The following is a 15,949-nucleotide window of genomic DNA, read 5'->3' as shown; positions in this document are numbered from 1 at the left end:
CTCTCATGAATCATGCATCAGAATGAAGAGTTAACCACATAATTATATTGTCAGATTTGCAATGTGACCATTTATGATAAAAGAGCCGCAGATAATGATCCCACGATTAACGCACTCCCCTCAGGTAAGCCCGGCGGTTGAACGTTATATTCACGCCCTCAATGAAAGCGGATTTACCGGTGATACCACCACCCGCTACGGTGATCGCCTGACACTCGCTACCGATAACAGTATTTATCAGCTTCTGCCTCAGGCAATCGTTTTCCCGCGTTCGACCGCTGATGTGATTCTGGTGATGCGTCTTGCTGCACAGGATGAATACCAGTCGGTTACTTTTACCCCGCGCGGCGGTGGTACGGGCACCAATGGTCAGTCGCTGAATAACGGGGTGGTCATCGATTTATCCCGCTATATGAACCGTATTCTGGAAATTAATCCGGAACAGGGCTGGGTGCGGGCGGAAGCGGGTGTGATTAAAGATCAGCTCAATGCGTATCTGAAACCTTACGGCTATTTTTTCGCGCCGGAGTTATCCACCTCCAACCGGGCCACCCTCGGCGGGATGATTAACACCGATGCTTCCGGCCAGGGCTCACTGGTGTACGGAAAAACGTCAGACCATGTGCTGGGGCTGCGTTCGGTACTGCTCAACGGTGATCTGCTGGATACCGCGCCGCTGCCGGTCAGTGAGGCACGGCGCTGCGCGCAGGAGGAGAGTGCAGCCGGGGGACTTTACCGCACCACGCTGGAAAGCTGCGAAACCCACCGGCAGACCATTTTGGACAGCTTTCCGAAGCTTAACCGTTTTCTGACCGGTTATGACCTGCGCCATGTCTTCAGTGATGATATGCAGACCTTTGATCTGACGCGTATCCTGACCGGCTCGGAAGGCACACTGGCGGTGATCACTGAGGCAAAACTCAATATCACGCCGATCCCGAAAGTGCGCCGCCTGGTGAATGTCAAATATGATGCATTTGATTCCGCGCTGCGCAATGCGCCGTTTATGGTGGCGGCTCAGGCGCTGTCAGTGGAAACCGTGGATTCAAAAGTGCTGAATCTGGCGCGGGAAGATATCGTCTGGCATTCCGTCAGTGAACTGATCACGGATGTGCCGGATAAAACCCTGGCGGGGCTGAATATCGTTGAATTCTGCGGTGACGATGAAGCGCTGATTGACGGGCAGGTTACGTCACTGTGTGAACGCCTGGATTCATTAATGGCCAATAATGAAGCGGGTGTGATTGGGTATCAGGTCTGCCGTGAGCTGAGTGGTATTGAGCGTATTTATGCAATGCGCAAGAAAGCGGTGGGATTGCTCGGTAACAGTAAAGGGGCGGCAAAACCGATTCCGTTTGTCGAAGATACCTGTGTTCCGCCGGAACATCTGGCGGATTACATCACTGAATTTCGTGCGTTGCTGGACAGCCATCATCTGGAATACGGCATGTTTGGTCATGTGGATGCAGGCGTATTGCATGTGCGCCCGGCACTGGATATGTGCTCACCGGAACAGGAAATGCTGATGAAGCAGATTTCCGATGATATCGTCGCGCTGACCGCCAAATACGGCGGTTTACTGTGGGGGGAGCACGGCAAAGGGTTCCGCGCGCAGTACAGTGAGGCTTTTTTCGGTGACACGCTGTACCGCGAACTGCGTCGTATCAAAGGGGCATTTGACCCGGAAAACCGGCTCAATCCCGGCAAAATCTGTGCGCCTTTAACCTGTGATGCACCGATGATGCAGGTGGATGCAGTTAAACGCGGTACGTATGACAGAACGATCCCTGTTGAAGTCAGAAATACCTTTTCCGGCGCGATGAACTGCAACGGTAACGGACTGTGTTTTAACTTTGATGTCAAAAGCCCGATGTGTCCGTCAATGAAAGTGACACAATCCCGTTTTCATTCGCCGAAAGGCCGTGCCGGATTGGTACGCGAATGGCTTCGGCTGCTGGCGGAGCAGGGTACGGACCCGGCATTATTATCACAGGCAGTACCGCAGAGCCGGATCTCTCTGCGTGGCTTGATTGAGAAAATCGGCAATACGCGGCGGGCATCACGCGGAGAATATGATTTTTCCCATGAAGTGAAAGAATCGATGTCCGGCTGCCTGGCCTGTAAAGCCTGTTCCACACAATGCCCGATCAAAATTGATGTGCCGGAATTCCGCACCCGTTTTCTGGCGTTGTATCACGGACGCTATCTGCGCCCGCTGCGTGACCATCTGGTGGCGAATGTGGAAGCCGGTGCACCGCTGATGGCGAAAGCACCGAAGGTATTTAACTTTTTCCTGAAACAGCCGTGGGTGCAGAAACTCAGTGAAAAAACGGTGGGTATGACGGATTTACCGCTGCTGTCATCACCGTCACTGAAACAACAGCTGGCGGGCAGTAAAGCCGTTTCTGTCACACTGGAAATGCTGGAAAGCATGAGTGAGGAGCAGCGGCGTGCCGGGCGCTATCTTTTTATTGTTCAGGACCCGTTCACCAGCTACTTTGATGCAAAAGTGGTGGCTGACTTTGCCGCGCTGACGGAAAAACTGGGTTTTCAGCCGGTGCTGCTGCCGTTCAGCCCGAACGGAAAAGCACAGCATATTAAAGGTTTTCTCGCCCGGTTTGCCCGGACAGCAAACAAAACCGCCGATTTTCTCAACCGGGTCGCCCGGCTCGGCTGCCCGATGGCGGGTGTCGATCCGGCACTGGTGCTCTGCTACCGCGATGAATACAAAACGGTGCTGCCGCCGGAAAAACAGCAGTTCCGCGTGATGTTAGTTCATGAATTTCTGGCAGAATATGCGGATTCTCTGCCGGTGAATGATGTCAGTGTGAATACTCCCCCCTGGTATCTGTTCAGCCACTGTACCGAGTCCACCGCGCTGCCGGACAGCGTGAAAACCTGGCAGAATCTGTTCAGCCGTTTCGGTTCGTCACTGCAATCCGTCAGCACCGGCTGTTGCGGAATGGCGGGAACCTACGGCCATGAAATGCCGAATCTGGCGCGCTCAAAGGGGATCTATCAGCTCTCCTGGGCTCAGCCGTATCAGTCACTGCCGTCAGAACGTTGCCTGACCACCGGATACTCCTGTCGCAGCCAGGTGAAACGGATGGAAGGTAAAGTCATGCTGCACCCGTTGCAGGCGCTGCTGACACTGGTATCCTGACAGCAGGATAAAAACATGACGCGGAGAGCTTATTAATGATATGGAAACGACCTGCAACACCGGCAGAACTGAATCGCATCTCGGAAGGGAATATGCTCAGTCATCTGGGCATTGTCTTTACAGCGGTGGAGCCGGAACAGCTGATCGCCGTGATGCCGGTTGATGACCGGACCAAACAGCCGCATGGCCTGCTGCACGGCGGGGCATCAGTGGTACTGGCGGAAAGTCTCGGCTCGGTAGCCGGTTATCTGTGCAGTGAAGGGGATGAAACGGTAGTCGGTGTTGAGATTAATGCTAATCATGTCCGTGCGGTGCGCAGTGGTGTTGTTACCGGTTATTGTAAGGCGGTACATCTCGGGCGTAATCAGCAGGTCTGGTCGATAGAGATTTTTGATGAGCAGCAGCGTTTATGCTGTATCTCCCGGTTGACCACTGCCATTCTGCGCGGAACCGGAAATTAACATCTGAGTAACATTTCAGCCGGTGCAGTGTGAATTTCACCCGGAATCACGTTGCGCCGGCTTCTCTCTGTAAAAGTCGCATTTATAATATTCCTTTTGTGCCATCAGCAATGTACTGAACAGTACGGTAATAAGCATTTATCATTGATAAATAATCTCTTTTACAAACAATGAATTAATTCACTTTCCGCTCAAAAATGATAACGCTTGTCTGATATGCTTGTCTATTATTTAATCAATAATCGGAATATCCTTTCAAAGCAAGTGGTTGAAGTGAGAAATATTATCATTAACATGGTGTTTACGGAGAGCTCCCGTCGAATTTTATGAGGTCAATAATGACAACACACAGCACAAACCCGGTGGAAACTTTTTCACTGAATGATAACGACTGGACAGGGATCACGCTGACAGCGGCCGCTGCAAAACAGATTGTGACACTGATGAATAACACCCCGGACAGTATCGGGCTTTGCCTGAGTGTCAAACAGTCCGGTTGTGCCGGGTTTGGTTATGTTTTCGAAATGATTAATCAGGCGGATGCAGACGACATGCTGTTTGAGCGCGATGGCGCCCGGCTGTATGTTCCGCGCAAAGCCATGCCGTTTATTGACGGTACGGAAGTGGATTTTGTCCGCGAAGGGCTGAATCAGATATTTAAATTCAATAATCCGAAAGCTCAGCATGCCTGCGGGTGTGGTGAAAGCTTCGGGGTTTAAGAGCGAAGCCATATTATGTCTCAGAGCAATGCAGAGATTGGTGAAGACGTTCAGACCTGGCTGAATGACGGGCGCTATAAAGAGGGCTTCTTCACTAACGTCGCCACGGATGAACTGGCAAAAGGGATCAATGAAAATGTGATCCGCGCCATTTCCGCCAAACGAAATGAACCGGAGTGGATGCTCAATTTCCGGCTGGAGGCTTTTCAGCACTGGCTCGGTATGGAAGAACCACACTGGCTGAAAGCGAAGTATCCGCATCTGGATTATCAGGATTACAGCTATTATTCCGCGCCGTCATGCGGTGCGTGTGACGATACCTGCGGTTCACAGCCGGGGGCGGTGCAAAGCCCGGCAGACAGCTTCCTGACCAGTGAAGTGGAAGAAGCATTTGAAAAACTCGGTGTGCCGGTCCGTGAAGGACAGGCGGTGGCGGTGGATGCGATTTTTGACTCCGTTTCCGTTTCCACCACTTACCGTGATGAACTGAAGAAACACGGTGTGATTTTCTGCTCGTTCGGGGAAGCGATTCATGATTATCCGGAACTGGTGCAGAAATACCTTGGTACCGTGGTTTCAAGCCACGATAACTTTTTTGCGGCGCTCAATGCGGCGGTGGCTTCTGACGGCACATTTGTTTATATCCCGAAAGGGGTGCGGTGCCCGATGGAATTATCCACCTATTTCCGTATCAACGCCGCCAAAACCGGCCAGTTTGAACGCACGATTCTGATCGCCGATGAAGGCAGCTATGTCAGTTATATCGAAGGCTGCTCCGCACCGGTACGTGATACCTACCAGCTGCATGCCGCTGTTGTGGAAGTGATTATCCATAAAGATGCGGAAGTCAAATATTCCACCGTCCAAAACTGGTTCTCCGGTGGTGATACCGAAGGCGGGATACTCAACTTCGTCACTAAGCGGGCACTGTGTGAGGGCGAAAATTCCAAAATGTCGTGGACGCAGTCTGAAACCGGCTCGGCCATTACCTGGAAATACCCGAGTGTGATCCTCAAAGGGGACAATTCAGTCGGTGAGTTTTTCTCTGTTGCACTGACCAACGGCACACAGCAGGCGGACACCGGCACCAAGATGATCCACATCGGCCGTAATACCAAATCCACTATTATCTCGAAAGGGATTTCCGCCGGGAAAAGCCAGAACAGCTACCGCGGGCTGGTGAAGGTACTGCCGGGAGCAGAAAACGCCCGTAACTTTACCCAGTGTGACTCGATGCTTATCGGTACAGAGTGCGGCGCACACACGTTCCCGTATGTGGAAGTGATGAATAACAGCGCGCAGCTGGAGCATGAGGCTACCACCTCGCGTATCGGCGAAGATCAGCTGTTTTACTGCTTACAGCGCGGGATCAGCGAAGATGATGCCATCTCAATGATTGTTAATGGTTTTTGTAAAGATGTGTTCTCTGAATTGCCGCTGGAATTTGCCGTTGAAGCGCAAAAACTGCTGGCGATAAGCCTGGAACACAGTGTGGGTTAATACATCAGAATCAGCGCCTGCGGGATAACCGGCAGGACGGAGTAGTACATTATGTTAAGCGTAAAAGATTTGCATGTCAGCGTGGAAGGTAACGAAATCCTCAAAGGGTTATCACTGGATGTGAAACCGGGGGAAATCCACGCCATTATGGGGCCGAACGGTTCCGGTAAAAGCACCCTGTCTGCCACACTGGCCGGCCGGGAAGAGTATGAAATTGACAGCGGATCAGTCACATTTAAAGGTAAAGACCTGCTGGATCTGGCACCGGAAGACCGTGCCGGTGAAGGGATTTTCCTTGCTTTTCAGTATCCGGTGGAAATTCCGGGTGTGAGCAACCAGTTTTTCCTGCAAACCGCAGTGAATGCGGTGCGCGAATACCGCGGTGAAGAGGCGCTGGATCGCTTTGATTTCGCGGATTTTATCGAAGATAAAATTGAACTGCTGAATATGCCGCAGGATCTGCTGACGCGTGCCGTGAACGTCGGGTTCTCCGGCGGTGAGAAAAAACGTAACGATATCCTGCAAATGGCCGCTCTTGAGCCGTCACTCTGCATTCTGGATGAAACGGATTCCGGGCTGGATATCGATGCCCTGAAAACCGTGGCGAACGGGGTAAACCAGTTACGCAGTCCGGATCGCGCTTTTATTATTGTTACCCACTACCAGCGCATCCTGGATTATGTAAAGCCGGATTTTGTTCACGTGCTGTATCAGGGCAAAATTATTAAATCCGGTGATTTCTCACTGGCGAAAAAACTGGAGGAGCAGGGATATGGCTGGCTTATTGACCAACAGTGAACGTGCGCTGAAACGCCGTGAGGTCAGTGAGCGCAATCTGGCCGCGATGAGCCGGATCGGTCAGCTTGTCGCACAGCGCCCGCTGTCCGGACATGCGGCACAGCACTGGCAGCAGGCACAAAAAACCGGCTTCCCGGCATTTCATCAGGAAGACTGGCACTATACCTCTCTGGATGTACTTCTGGCGGCTGATTATCAGCAGCAGACCGGCACACTGAATACGTTACCGGACGCGGTGCTGACCTCACTGAATGCATACCGCATCGTGCTGGCGGACGGCGTTTTTGCGCCGCAGTGGAGTGATACGGATACAGGTGTATTTGAATTGACGGTGGCGGATAATCGCAGTGAATTTCCTGAGCCGGTTAACGGGGAGATTTTCCTGCATCTGACCGAAAGTCTGGCGCAGTCGCCGCTGATGATCCGCGTAAAATCGGGTGCACAGGCGGAAAAACCCCTGTATATCGTCAATATCTCAACGGCACATAATGATGTGCTGAATATGAATCACAGCCGTTATCACCTGGATATCGGTGCGAATGCGTCAGTGTCTGTGATTGAGCACTTTATCAGCCCGGATGAGCAATCAGCGCATTTCACCGGCGCACGGATGACTGCCGCTATTGGTGAAAACAGTGATTTCCGTCACCTGAAACTGGGATTTGAAAATCCGCAGGCGTACCATTTCGCCCATAATGATTTGGTCATTGCCGCACATGCCCGTGTCGAAAGCACCAGTTTTCTGCTCGGCGGCAAACTGACACGGCATCACACCAGCACGCAGCTTAACGGCGAAGGTATTGTGCTGGCCATGAACAGTCTGGTGTTGCCGAAACATGGTGAAATCGCGGATACCCGTACCTATCTGGAGCATAACAAAGGGTATTGTGAAAGCCGCCAGCGCCATAAAACGATTGTGATGGACAACAGCCGGGCGGTGTTTAACGGCATGATCAAAGTGGCACCGCATGCGCTGAAAACCGACGGTCAGATGACCAACAATAACCTGCTGCTGGGCCGGAAAGCGGAAATCGATACCAAACCGCAGCTGGAAATCTATGCGGATGATGTGAAATGCAGCCACGGTGCGACGGTCGGCCGTATTGATGAGGAGCAGCTGTTTTATCTGCGTACCCGCGGGATCGCCGAAAAAGCCGCGAAGCAGATGATCATCCTCGCGTTTGCGGCAGAACTGACCGATGCGGTCAGTGATGAGTCTCTCAATGATGTGGTGATGGCGCGTATCCGTCAGTCGCTGGATCAGGGGGATAAACAGCCATGAGTTATCCTGTGCAGCAATTACGGGCCGACTTCCCGGTGCTGGCCGGGGAGGTGAACGGTAAACCGCTGGTCTATCTTGACAGCGCTGCCAGTGCCCAGAAACCACAACAGGTGATTGATGCGGTGAGTGATTTTACCGCTCACCATTATGCCGCGGTTCACCGCGGCATTCACACCTTAAGTGCAGAGGCAACGGCCGCCACGGAAGCGGTGCGTCAGAAAGCGGCAGCGTTTATCAACGCGCCGCAGACGGAAGAAATTATCTTTGTCAAAGGTACCACCGAAGCCATCAATCTGGTGGCGGACAGCTTTGGCCGTGCGTTCTGTAATGATGGTGACAACATCATTATTACGGAGATGGAGCATCACGCCAATATTGTGCCCTGGTATATGCTGGCGGAGAGTGCAGGGATTGAGATCCGTGTGCTGCCGATGGCAGATGACGGCACTCTGATCCTGAGCAAACTGCCGGAACTGATCGACAACCGCACCCGGCTGCTGAGTTTTACGCATCTCTCTAATGTCCTTGGTACGGTGAATCCGGTGAAAGCGATTATTGCGCAGGCGCGGGAACTGAGCCGTGCCGCCGGGGGGGGAACTGGCGGTGCTGGTGGACGGCGCCCAGGGCGCAATGCATCAGCCGGTGGATGTGCAGGCGCTGGATTGCGATTTTTATGCCTTCTCCGGTCATAAACTGTACGGACCGACCGGCATTGGTATTTTGTGGGGACGTAAATCCCTGCTGGATATGATGCCGCCGCGCGAAGGCGGTGGTGCGATGATCGCGGATGTCAGCCTGACAAACGGCATTACATATGCGGATGTACCGTGGCGTTTCGAAGCGGGTACGCCGAATATTCAGGGGATTATCGGCCTGGGGGCCGCGCTGGATTATCTGAACGCTGCCGGTATGGCGGAGATAGCCGCGTATGAGCACACACTCATGCAGTATGCACTGACCCGTCTGACAGAGGTTCCCGGTATTATTCTGTATGGTAATGCACAGCGGGAAGGGGTGATCGCCTTTAACCTCGGTAAGCATCATGCCTTTGATACCGGTGCGTTTCTGGATCGTTACGGTGTGGCTGTCCGCACAGGGCATCACTGCGCACAACCACTGCTGGCACATTATGGTGTCAGTGCTATGTGCCGTGCTTCACTGGCGCTCTACACCACCGAAGCAGACATTGATATACTGACGGACGCACTGAAACGTACCGCAAAACTGCTGGGTTAAGGATTCTGATGAAAATTTCGTTGCCGGATCAGGCAAAATTACTGCGCAACTTCTCCCGTTGCCATGACTGGGAAGAACGTTATCTGTATCTGATTGAGCTGGGAGAAAAGTTACCGGCACTGACAGAAGCACAACGGCAACCGCAGTATAAAATATCGGGCTGTCAGAGTCAGGTCTGGATCATCATGCAGCAGGATGAGGAAGGGCGCGTCTGGTTCGCCGGTGACAGCGACGCTGCTATCGTTAAGGGCCTGGTGGCGCTGGTTATCGCGCTGTATCAGGGAAAATTGCCGGCAGAAATCCGTGAACTGGATATCGCACACATCTTCTCGGAACTGGCACTTTCTGTCCATCTGACCCCCTCCCGTACTCAGGGACTGAACGCCATGGTCAGAACAATCATACAAAACACGCAGCAAATGAGATAAAACATCGTTCCCTTTTACTTACTCTGCTAATAATATATTACCTGGCGTGGCCGGCAGACGGCCACGTATTTTTTTATACCATCAGCTGAGGATCTGGAATGAAACGAATTCTCCCGTTGCTGGGCGGGCTGTTGTTAGCGGTAACTGCGCTGACAGCCCGGGCAACTGAATATCAACTCCCTGCGGATAAGAGCCGGGTCATCGGCGAAAACGTCACCTATGTTGTTCCGGATGACGGACGCTCGCTGGAAGCGATTGCGGCAGAATACGGCATCGGCCTGCTGGCGATGCTGGAAGCCAACCCGGGGACAGATCCGTATCTGCCGAAGCCGGGCAGTGAACTGATTATCCCGTCACAGCTGATCCTGCCGGATACACCGCATCAGGGCATTGTGATTAACCTGGCGGAACTGCGCCTGTTCTATTATCCGAAAGGCACTAACACCGTGCGGGTCTATCCGATTGGTATCGGCCAGCTGGGGCGTGATACACCGATCATGACCACCTCAGTTTCCCAGTTGATCAAAGATCCGACCTGGACGCCGACCACGAATATCCGCAAAGCTTATGCCGCACAGGGGATCACCTTACCGGCAGTTGTTCCTGCAGGGCCGGAAAACCCGATGGGGCTGTTTGCACTACGTCTGGCGCATGGTCGCGGTGAATACCTGATCCACGGTACTAACGCGGACTTTGGTATCGGTATGCGTGTCAGCTCCGGCTGTATCCGCCTGCGTCCGGATGATATTGAAGCGCTGTTTAAAACCATTCCGAAAGGGACCCGGGTTCAGATCGTTAATGAGCCGGTGAAATATACTGTTGAGCCGGATGGCCAGCGTTATGTGGAAGTGCATCAGCCGCTGTCCCGTAATAAGAACGACGATCCGCAGACCATGCCGATTACCCGTTCAGCCGGACTGACCAGCTTTATCCAGTCTCCGGACACCAACAGTGCCATTGTTGAGCAGGCGATTGCACGTCGTTCCGGTATGCCGGTCAATGTCAGCCGTGATGCGCAGTATAAGCAGGAAGCGGTACCGGCAGAGAAAACCAACTTTGCACCGGTGGAAATGGACGAAGAAGCGGAAGTAAAAGCACTGAATCTGCAACCGGCTGATTTTGCGCCGGGTCAGTTAACCCAGCCGGGCCCGATTGTCAGTGAGGAAAAAAGCGCGGAGTAATCACCCGTGATATCTCTGTGACAGACAAAACCGCTTCCGTTTGTGAGGCGGTTTTTTTTATGTCTGTCATTTGTATATGAGCATAAATGACAGACATAAAAAATGGCGTAGCATAATTTATGCTACGCCATCTGTTCTTCAGGCAGTGATTACAAATTATTTTTTGTAAGAACGAACCTGGTTGTCTAAGCGCTGGTTAGCGCGTGCTGCTTCGTCTTTAGCCTGCTGAACATCAGCACGGATGGCGTTAACATCGTTGCTCAGTTGATCAACTTTGGCATTCAGCGTCTTAACGTCGTTGTCCAGTTGGTCAAATTTAGCGTTAGAAGAACAACCTGCTAATAATGCAGAAGCTAAAACTACAGCACCTAATACAATCTTAGAACGACCCATTTTAATACCCTCTAGATTAAAGTTAATCACCAAGTAGCAGTAATGATATTACACATTTCAATAGGGAAAGAGAATAGAAATTCAGCGTTTACAAAGATAATTTTCCTGAAACCGCAAAATAAATCAAAAAAAAACGGCAATTGCGTAATTCTCAACCAAATAATCTGATGCGGGGCCAGATAAGACAGCGCGGTATCATCCCGTATTCAGAAAGCGGCAATTATTCTGCGGCCGGTTGCTTCATTTCATGTTCTCTTACAGTTTAGAATAAAAAAAGCACCCGTGCAGCGGGTGCTCTTATTAATTCAGATAATGCTGAAAAATATTACAGTAATTGTACCGATGAGGTATTGGTGGTGCCGCTCGGAACCAATGCACCGGATACCATTACCACAATCTCACCGTTGGTGGCCAGACCGCTTTCCAGCGCGGCTTCACGGCCGATACGGTAGAAATCATCGGTTGATAAGATTTCGCTGACCAGTTTGGTGGTCACGCCTTTCACCAGCAGTAACTGACGGGCAGTGGTTTCGTTGGTGGTCAGTGCCAGAATAGGGGCTTTCGGGAAGTATTTGCGGACAGACTTCGCGGATTTACCGCCTGCGGTTGCCACAACGATCAGCGGAGCATCCAGGTTTTCTGACATTTCCACCGCGCCGCGGCAGACTGCTTCAGTAACACGCAGCTTTTTACCGGCCGGTAAATCGCCGAGACGGCTGTGCATCACACGATCAGTACGTTCGCAGATAGTAGCCATGATACTGACGGCTTCAACCGGATATTTTCCTTTCGCACTTTCACCGGACAGCATGACCGCATCGGTACCGTCGAGGATGGCGTTGGCAACGTCACCGGCTTCCGCACGGGTAGGGCGCGGGTTTTTGATCATGGAATCGAGCATTTGTGTTGCGGTAATGACCACTTTGCGGGCGGTATTACATTTTTCGATCATCAGTTTCTGCGCGAAAATCACTTCTTCAACCGGGATTTCAACACCCAGGTCACCACGGGCAACCATGATACCGTCGGAAGCTTCGAGGATTTCATCGAAGTTGTTCATCCCTTCCTGGTTTTCAATCTTGGAGATGATCTGGATATGTTCGCCGCCGTTGGCTTTCAGGTGAGCACGGATTTCGTCAACATCGGAACGTTTACGGATAAAGGAAGCCGCAACGAAATCAACATTCTGCTGACAACCGAAAATCAGATCCTGTTTATCTTTTTCTGCCAGGGCCGGCAGGCCGATAGACACATTCGGCAGGTTAACCCCTTTGTTTTCACCGAGGTCACCGTTGTTCAGAACTTCACAGATAACTTCTGTTGCGGTGGTTTCTTTCACACGCATGCCGATCAGGCCGTCATCGACCAGAACGATATTGCCCGGTTTCAGATCCTGCGCGAAACCCGCGTAGGTGACAGCAACACGCTCAGTGTTACCGATGACAGATTTATCTGTGGTGAAAGTAAAGGTCTGACCCGCAACCAGCGGAGCATCATTGCCGCCTTCCAGTTTGATGGTACGGATTTCCGGGCCTTTGGTATCCAGTAAAATGGCTGCTTTCTTGCCGGTACGTGCACAGACAGCACGCAGATTTTTGATGCGCTGACCATGTTCTTCGTAATCGCCGTGGGAGAAGTTCAGACGCATAACGTTCATGCCTGCGTCTAACAGTGCTTCGAGTTTCTCTTCTGATTCGGTTTTAGGTCCGATAGTACAAACAATTTTCGTCTTTTTCATGACAGCCCATCTACAGTTATTGAGAGTAAATAGTGAACAATCGCCTGATTACACACCATACGGTAAGAATAGGCAATTGTCGGTATCCCCGGTTATTAAAATTAGTCGTTTTTGTAAAAAAACAGATTCAGTATAGCGTGTTTTTTATTGCGCCTCTCTGTTTCAGCGCTTGTAAATCAGTAAGCTGAATCCATTCAACAATCATGTAGGCATTATAGAGGGTTATTAGTGTGATTTGAATCATAAAATCAGAAATAAATTAACATTTTTGCGTTAACGCAAGAAATCAGCCGTATTGATACGCATAAGTACAGTGAAAACAGAAGAGGGTAACTGATTAAAACTAAATGAACTACTGAAGAGGGAGAGAAAACGGAACTGCTGAGAAATGGTGCGTCCAAGTGGACTCGAACCACCGACCCCCACCATGTCAAGGTGGTGCTCTAACCAACTGAGCTATGGACGCACTGTGTGATAATTGCTTTGCGAAGTAAATGGTGCGTCCAAGTGGACTCGAACCACCGACCCCCACCATGTCAAGGTGGTGCTCTAACCAACTGAGCTATGGACGCATTCTTTAATATCTTCGCTGACAACGGGGACGAATATTAACGATCAGAGCCGGTTCTTGCAAGGGGAAAAACACATTTTCTTGTCCGACTGCTCGTATTTAATGCTATCGGACTGAAAACTGTGCATTTCCCCCGTCAAAAGCCGTTAACGACCGGCGCGTTGCAGGATAAAACTGTCCGGCTGTTTCTGTAACCACAGGATACGGCATGCCATACCGATAGCCGCGGCGGTTAATCCGATAATAAAACCGATCCAGAACCCGGCCGGGCCCATCGCCGGAACCACCAGATCAGTCAGACCGAGGAGATAACCGGACGGCAGGCCGAGAACCCAGTAAGCCGTAAAGGTAATATAGAAGATGGCGCGTGTGTCTTTATAGCCACGCAGCACACCGGCACCGATCACCTGAACGGAATCCGACAACTGGTAAATACCGGCAAACAGCATCAGGCCGGAGGCCATAATCACCACTTCCGGATTATCGTTATACAGCAGGGCGATAGGCTCACGGAACAGCACGGTAAAGAGCGCCGTCACAGCGGCTATCATCAGCCCGACACCCAGCCCGGTATAGGCGGAAACCCGTGCTTTCTCCGTGGAATTTTTCCCGAGGTTAAAACCGATGCGGATAGTAGTGGCGATCCCCAGCGAAATCGGGAACATAAACATCAGCGAGCTGAAGTTCAGGGCGATCTGATGTCCGGCTACAGCGGTAACACCTAATGGTGCAACCAGCAGGGCAACGATGGCAAACAGCGTGACCTCAAAGAACAGCGCCAGGGCAATCGGCAGACCGAGCTGTGTGATCCGCTTCATTACCGCCCAGTCCGGCGGGGTAAATCGGCTTTTCGGCTGCACATCGCGCTGTGAACGGGCATGTTTCACATACCAGCGCATAAACAGGAACATCGCCCAGAACACCGACGCGGTCGCCACACCACACCCGACACCGCCGAGAGCCGGCGCGCCGAATTTCCCGTAAATAAAGATATAGTTGACCGGAATATTGACCAGCAGGCCGAGAAAACCAATCACCATCCCCGGTTTGGTTTTCGACAAGCCTTCACACTGACTGCGCAGCACCTGATAAAACAGGTAACCCGGCGCACCCCACATAATAGCGTGAGTGAACCCGACCGCTTTTTCAGCCAGAACCGGGTCAATATGCGGCATATTTTCAATAATATAGCGGCTGTTATAGAGCACCGCGATGACCAGGACGGATAAAAATGCCGCCAGCCACATACCCTGACGGATCTGATTGGCAATCACCGGACGGCGGCCGGAACCGTTAAGCTGCGCAACCACCGGCGTCAGCGCCATCAGCAGGCCGTGGCCGAACAGGATCGCGGGAAGCCAGATAGAGGTACCGACAGCCACGGCGGACATGTCTGTCGCACTGACTCTGCCGGCCATCACTGTGTCAACCACGCCCATCGCCGTTTGTGTAAATTGCGCGATAATAACGGGAATACCAAGAGCCAGCAAAGTACGCGCTTCTTTTAAATACTTCTGCACGTAATACACCTTATTTATTCTGATAAAAGGAGGAGGAAAGACGTTCCGGGATTCGTAAACTAATTACCGGATCAAGCGGAAAAGTCATTCTAGCGATTAATCAAATACAAGCCAATACAATTAAATGTGCGGGATACCACGGGAAGGGCTGTTTAATTTTTTGTTTCAGGATAAACTGCATAAATCTATCCGAATACTGACTGGAGATCCGCATGTTTACCGGGATTGTACAAGGCACAGGCCCCGTCGTCGCCATCGAAGAAAAAGAAAACTTTCGTACCCACACCGTGAAATTCCCGCCTGAAATGCTGGCCGGGATAGAGACGGGCGCATCAGTGGCGCATAACGGCTGCTGTCTGACAGTCACAAAAATAGACGGGGATTTAATCAGCTTTGATCTGGTTAAGGAAACCTTAAGACTGACCAACCTCGGCAGTGTCAAAAGCGGTGATATCGTCAATCTGGAAAGAGCGGCAAAATACGGTGATGAAATCGGCGGGCATATTATGTCCGGTCATATTGTGACCACGGCGGAAATTGCCAAAATTTTTGTCTCTGAAAATAATTATCAGATCTGGCTGCGCATCGAAGATAAATCGCTGATGAAATATATTCTGCACAAAGGGTTTGTCGGTATCGACGGAATCAGCCTGACTATCGGGGATGTGGTTAATAACCGTTTCTGTGTGCATCTGATCCCGGAAACCCGTGAGCGCACCACACTGGGCAAAAAACGGCTGGGTGATAAAGTGAATATTGAGCTTGATCCGCAGACGCAGGCTATTGTCGATACCACGGAGCGGGTACTGGCGCAGAAAATGCAGCAATTGCAGGAAAGTCTGATCCCGGCAGCAGAAACTGAAAAACCGCAAATCTGATGTGATTCAGATAAAAAAATCCGGTGCTGATTATTGTCAGACCGGATTTTTTATTACGGATAGTTTATTACGGACAGTTTA

The 15,949-nt window shown here is 51.4% G+C and carries 12 protein-coding genes, 2 tRNA genes and 1 pseudogene; 10 read left to right on the top strand and 5 right to left on the bottom strand.

Annotated features, from left to right (window positions below; genetic code table 11):
• Positions 1–94: 94 nt before the first annotated feature.
• From ydiJ to JC793_RS10960, 9 genes and pseudogenes are all read left to right on the top strand, one after another.
• A complete protein-coding gene (gene ydiJ, locus JC793_RS11000) occupies positions 95–3,163 on the top strand; it encodes a D-2-hydroxyglutarate dehydrogenase YdiJ (RefSeq protein WP_218426193.1) in 3,069 nt (1,022 codons plus the stop codon).
• A 35-nt stretch (positions 3,164–3,198) separates the two neighbouring features.
• Positions 3,199–3,624, top strand: a complete 426-nt coding sequence (locus JC793_RS10995) for a hotdog fold thioesterase (RefSeq protein WP_046893549.1) — start codon at positions 3,199–3,201, stop codon at positions 3,622–3,624.
• 338 nt (positions 3,625–3,962) lie between these two features.
• Positions 3,963–4,343 (top strand): Fe-S cluster assembly scaffold SufA, encoded by a 381-nt coding sequence (gene sufA / locus JC793_RS10990; RefSeq protein WP_127376853.1) that lies wholly within the window; start codon positions 3,963–3,965, stop codon positions 4,341–4,343.
• 15 nt (positions 4,344–4,358) lie between these two features.
• On the top strand, positions 4,359–5,843 hold the full coding sequence (sufB, locus tag JC793_RS10985; protein WP_166708011.1) for a Fe-S cluster assembly protein SufB: 1,485 nt from the start codon (positions 4,359–4,361) through the stop codon (positions 5,841–5,843).
• A 51-nt stretch (positions 5,844–5,894) separates the two neighbouring features.
• Positions 5,895–6,641 (top strand): Fe-S cluster assembly ATPase SufC, encoded by a 747-nt coding sequence (sufC, locus tag JC793_RS10980; RefSeq protein ID WP_046893546.1) that lies wholly within the window; start codon positions 5,895–5,897, stop codon positions 6,639–6,641.
• Positions 6,616–7,923, top strand: a complete 1,308-nt coding sequence (sufD, locus tag JC793_RS10975) for a Fe-S cluster assembly protein SufD (RefSeq protein ID WP_218426192.1) — start codon at positions 6,616–6,618, stop codon at positions 7,921–7,923. The genes sufC and sufD overlap by 26 nt, the downstream gene beginning before the upstream one ends.
• Positions 7,920–9,159 (top strand): annotated as a pseudogene (sufS, locus tag JC793_RS10970) (cysteine desulfurase SufS). Before sufD ends, sufS begins: the two are co-directional and overlap by 4 nt.
• A gap of 8 nt (positions 9,160–9,167) precedes the next feature.
• Positions 9,168–9,587: a cysteine desulfuration protein SufE gene (sufE, locus tag JC793_RS10965; protein ID WP_046893543.1), complete on the top strand. Its 420-nt coding sequence runs from the start codon at positions 9,168–9,170 to the stop codon at positions 9,585–9,587.
• Between the two features lie 98 nt (positions 9,588–9,685).
• Entirely contained in the window at positions 9,686–10,768 is a 1,083-nt protein-coding gene (locus tag JC793_RS10960) for a L,D-transpeptidase family protein (protein WP_218426191.1), read from the top strand.
• 156 nt (positions 10,769–10,924) lie between these two features.
• Here the strand turns inward: JC793_RS10960 and JC793_RS10955 are convergent, their stop codons facing one another.
• From JC793_RS10955 to JC793_RS10935, 5 genes are all read right to left on the bottom strand, one after another.
• Positions 10,925–11,161, bottom strand: coding sequence for a major outer membrane lipoprotein (locus JC793_RS10955; RefSeq protein ID WP_004239093.1), 237 nt, complete (start codon positions 11,159–11,161; stop codon positions 10,925–10,927).
• Between the two features lie 325 nt (positions 11,162–11,486).
• Positions 11,487–12,899: a pyruvate kinase PykF gene (pykF, locus tag JC793_RS10950; protein WP_166708002.1), complete on the bottom strand. Its 1,413-nt coding sequence runs from the start codon at positions 12,897–12,899 to the stop codon at positions 11,487–11,489.
• Between the two features lie 389 nt (positions 12,900–13,288).
• Positions 13,289–13,365: transfer RNA gene (locus JC793_RS10945), tRNA-Val, on the bottom strand.
• A gap of 29 nt (positions 13,366–13,394) precedes the next feature.
• A tRNA-Val gene (locus JC793_RS10940) sits at positions 13,395–13,471 on the bottom strand.
• A 145-nt stretch (positions 13,472–13,616) separates the two neighbouring features.
• Positions 13,617–14,990, bottom strand: coding sequence for an MATE family efflux transporter (locus tag JC793_RS10935; protein ID WP_218426190.1), 1,374 nt, complete (start codon positions 14,988–14,990; stop codon positions 13,617–13,619).
• A gap of 212 nt (positions 14,991–15,202) precedes the next feature.
• On the opposite strand from JC793_RS10935, the gene JC793_RS10930 reads away from it, so the two are divergent.
• Complete coding sequence (locus JC793_RS10930; RefSeq protein WP_166707999.1) at positions 15,203–15,868, top strand: riboflavin synthase subunit alpha; 666 nt, start codon at positions 15,203–15,205, stop codon at positions 15,866–15,868.
• Positions 15,869–15,949 lie beyond the last annotated feature (81 nt).

The sequence above is a fragment of the Morganella morganii genome, from assembly GCF_019242955.1.
GTDB lineage: Bacteria > Pseudomonadota > Gammaproteobacteria > Enterobacterales > Enterobacteriaceae > Morganella > Morganella sibonii.
The sequence above is the reverse complement of the archived record's forward strand: the minus strand, read 5'-3'. Positions and strand labels throughout refer to the sequence as shown.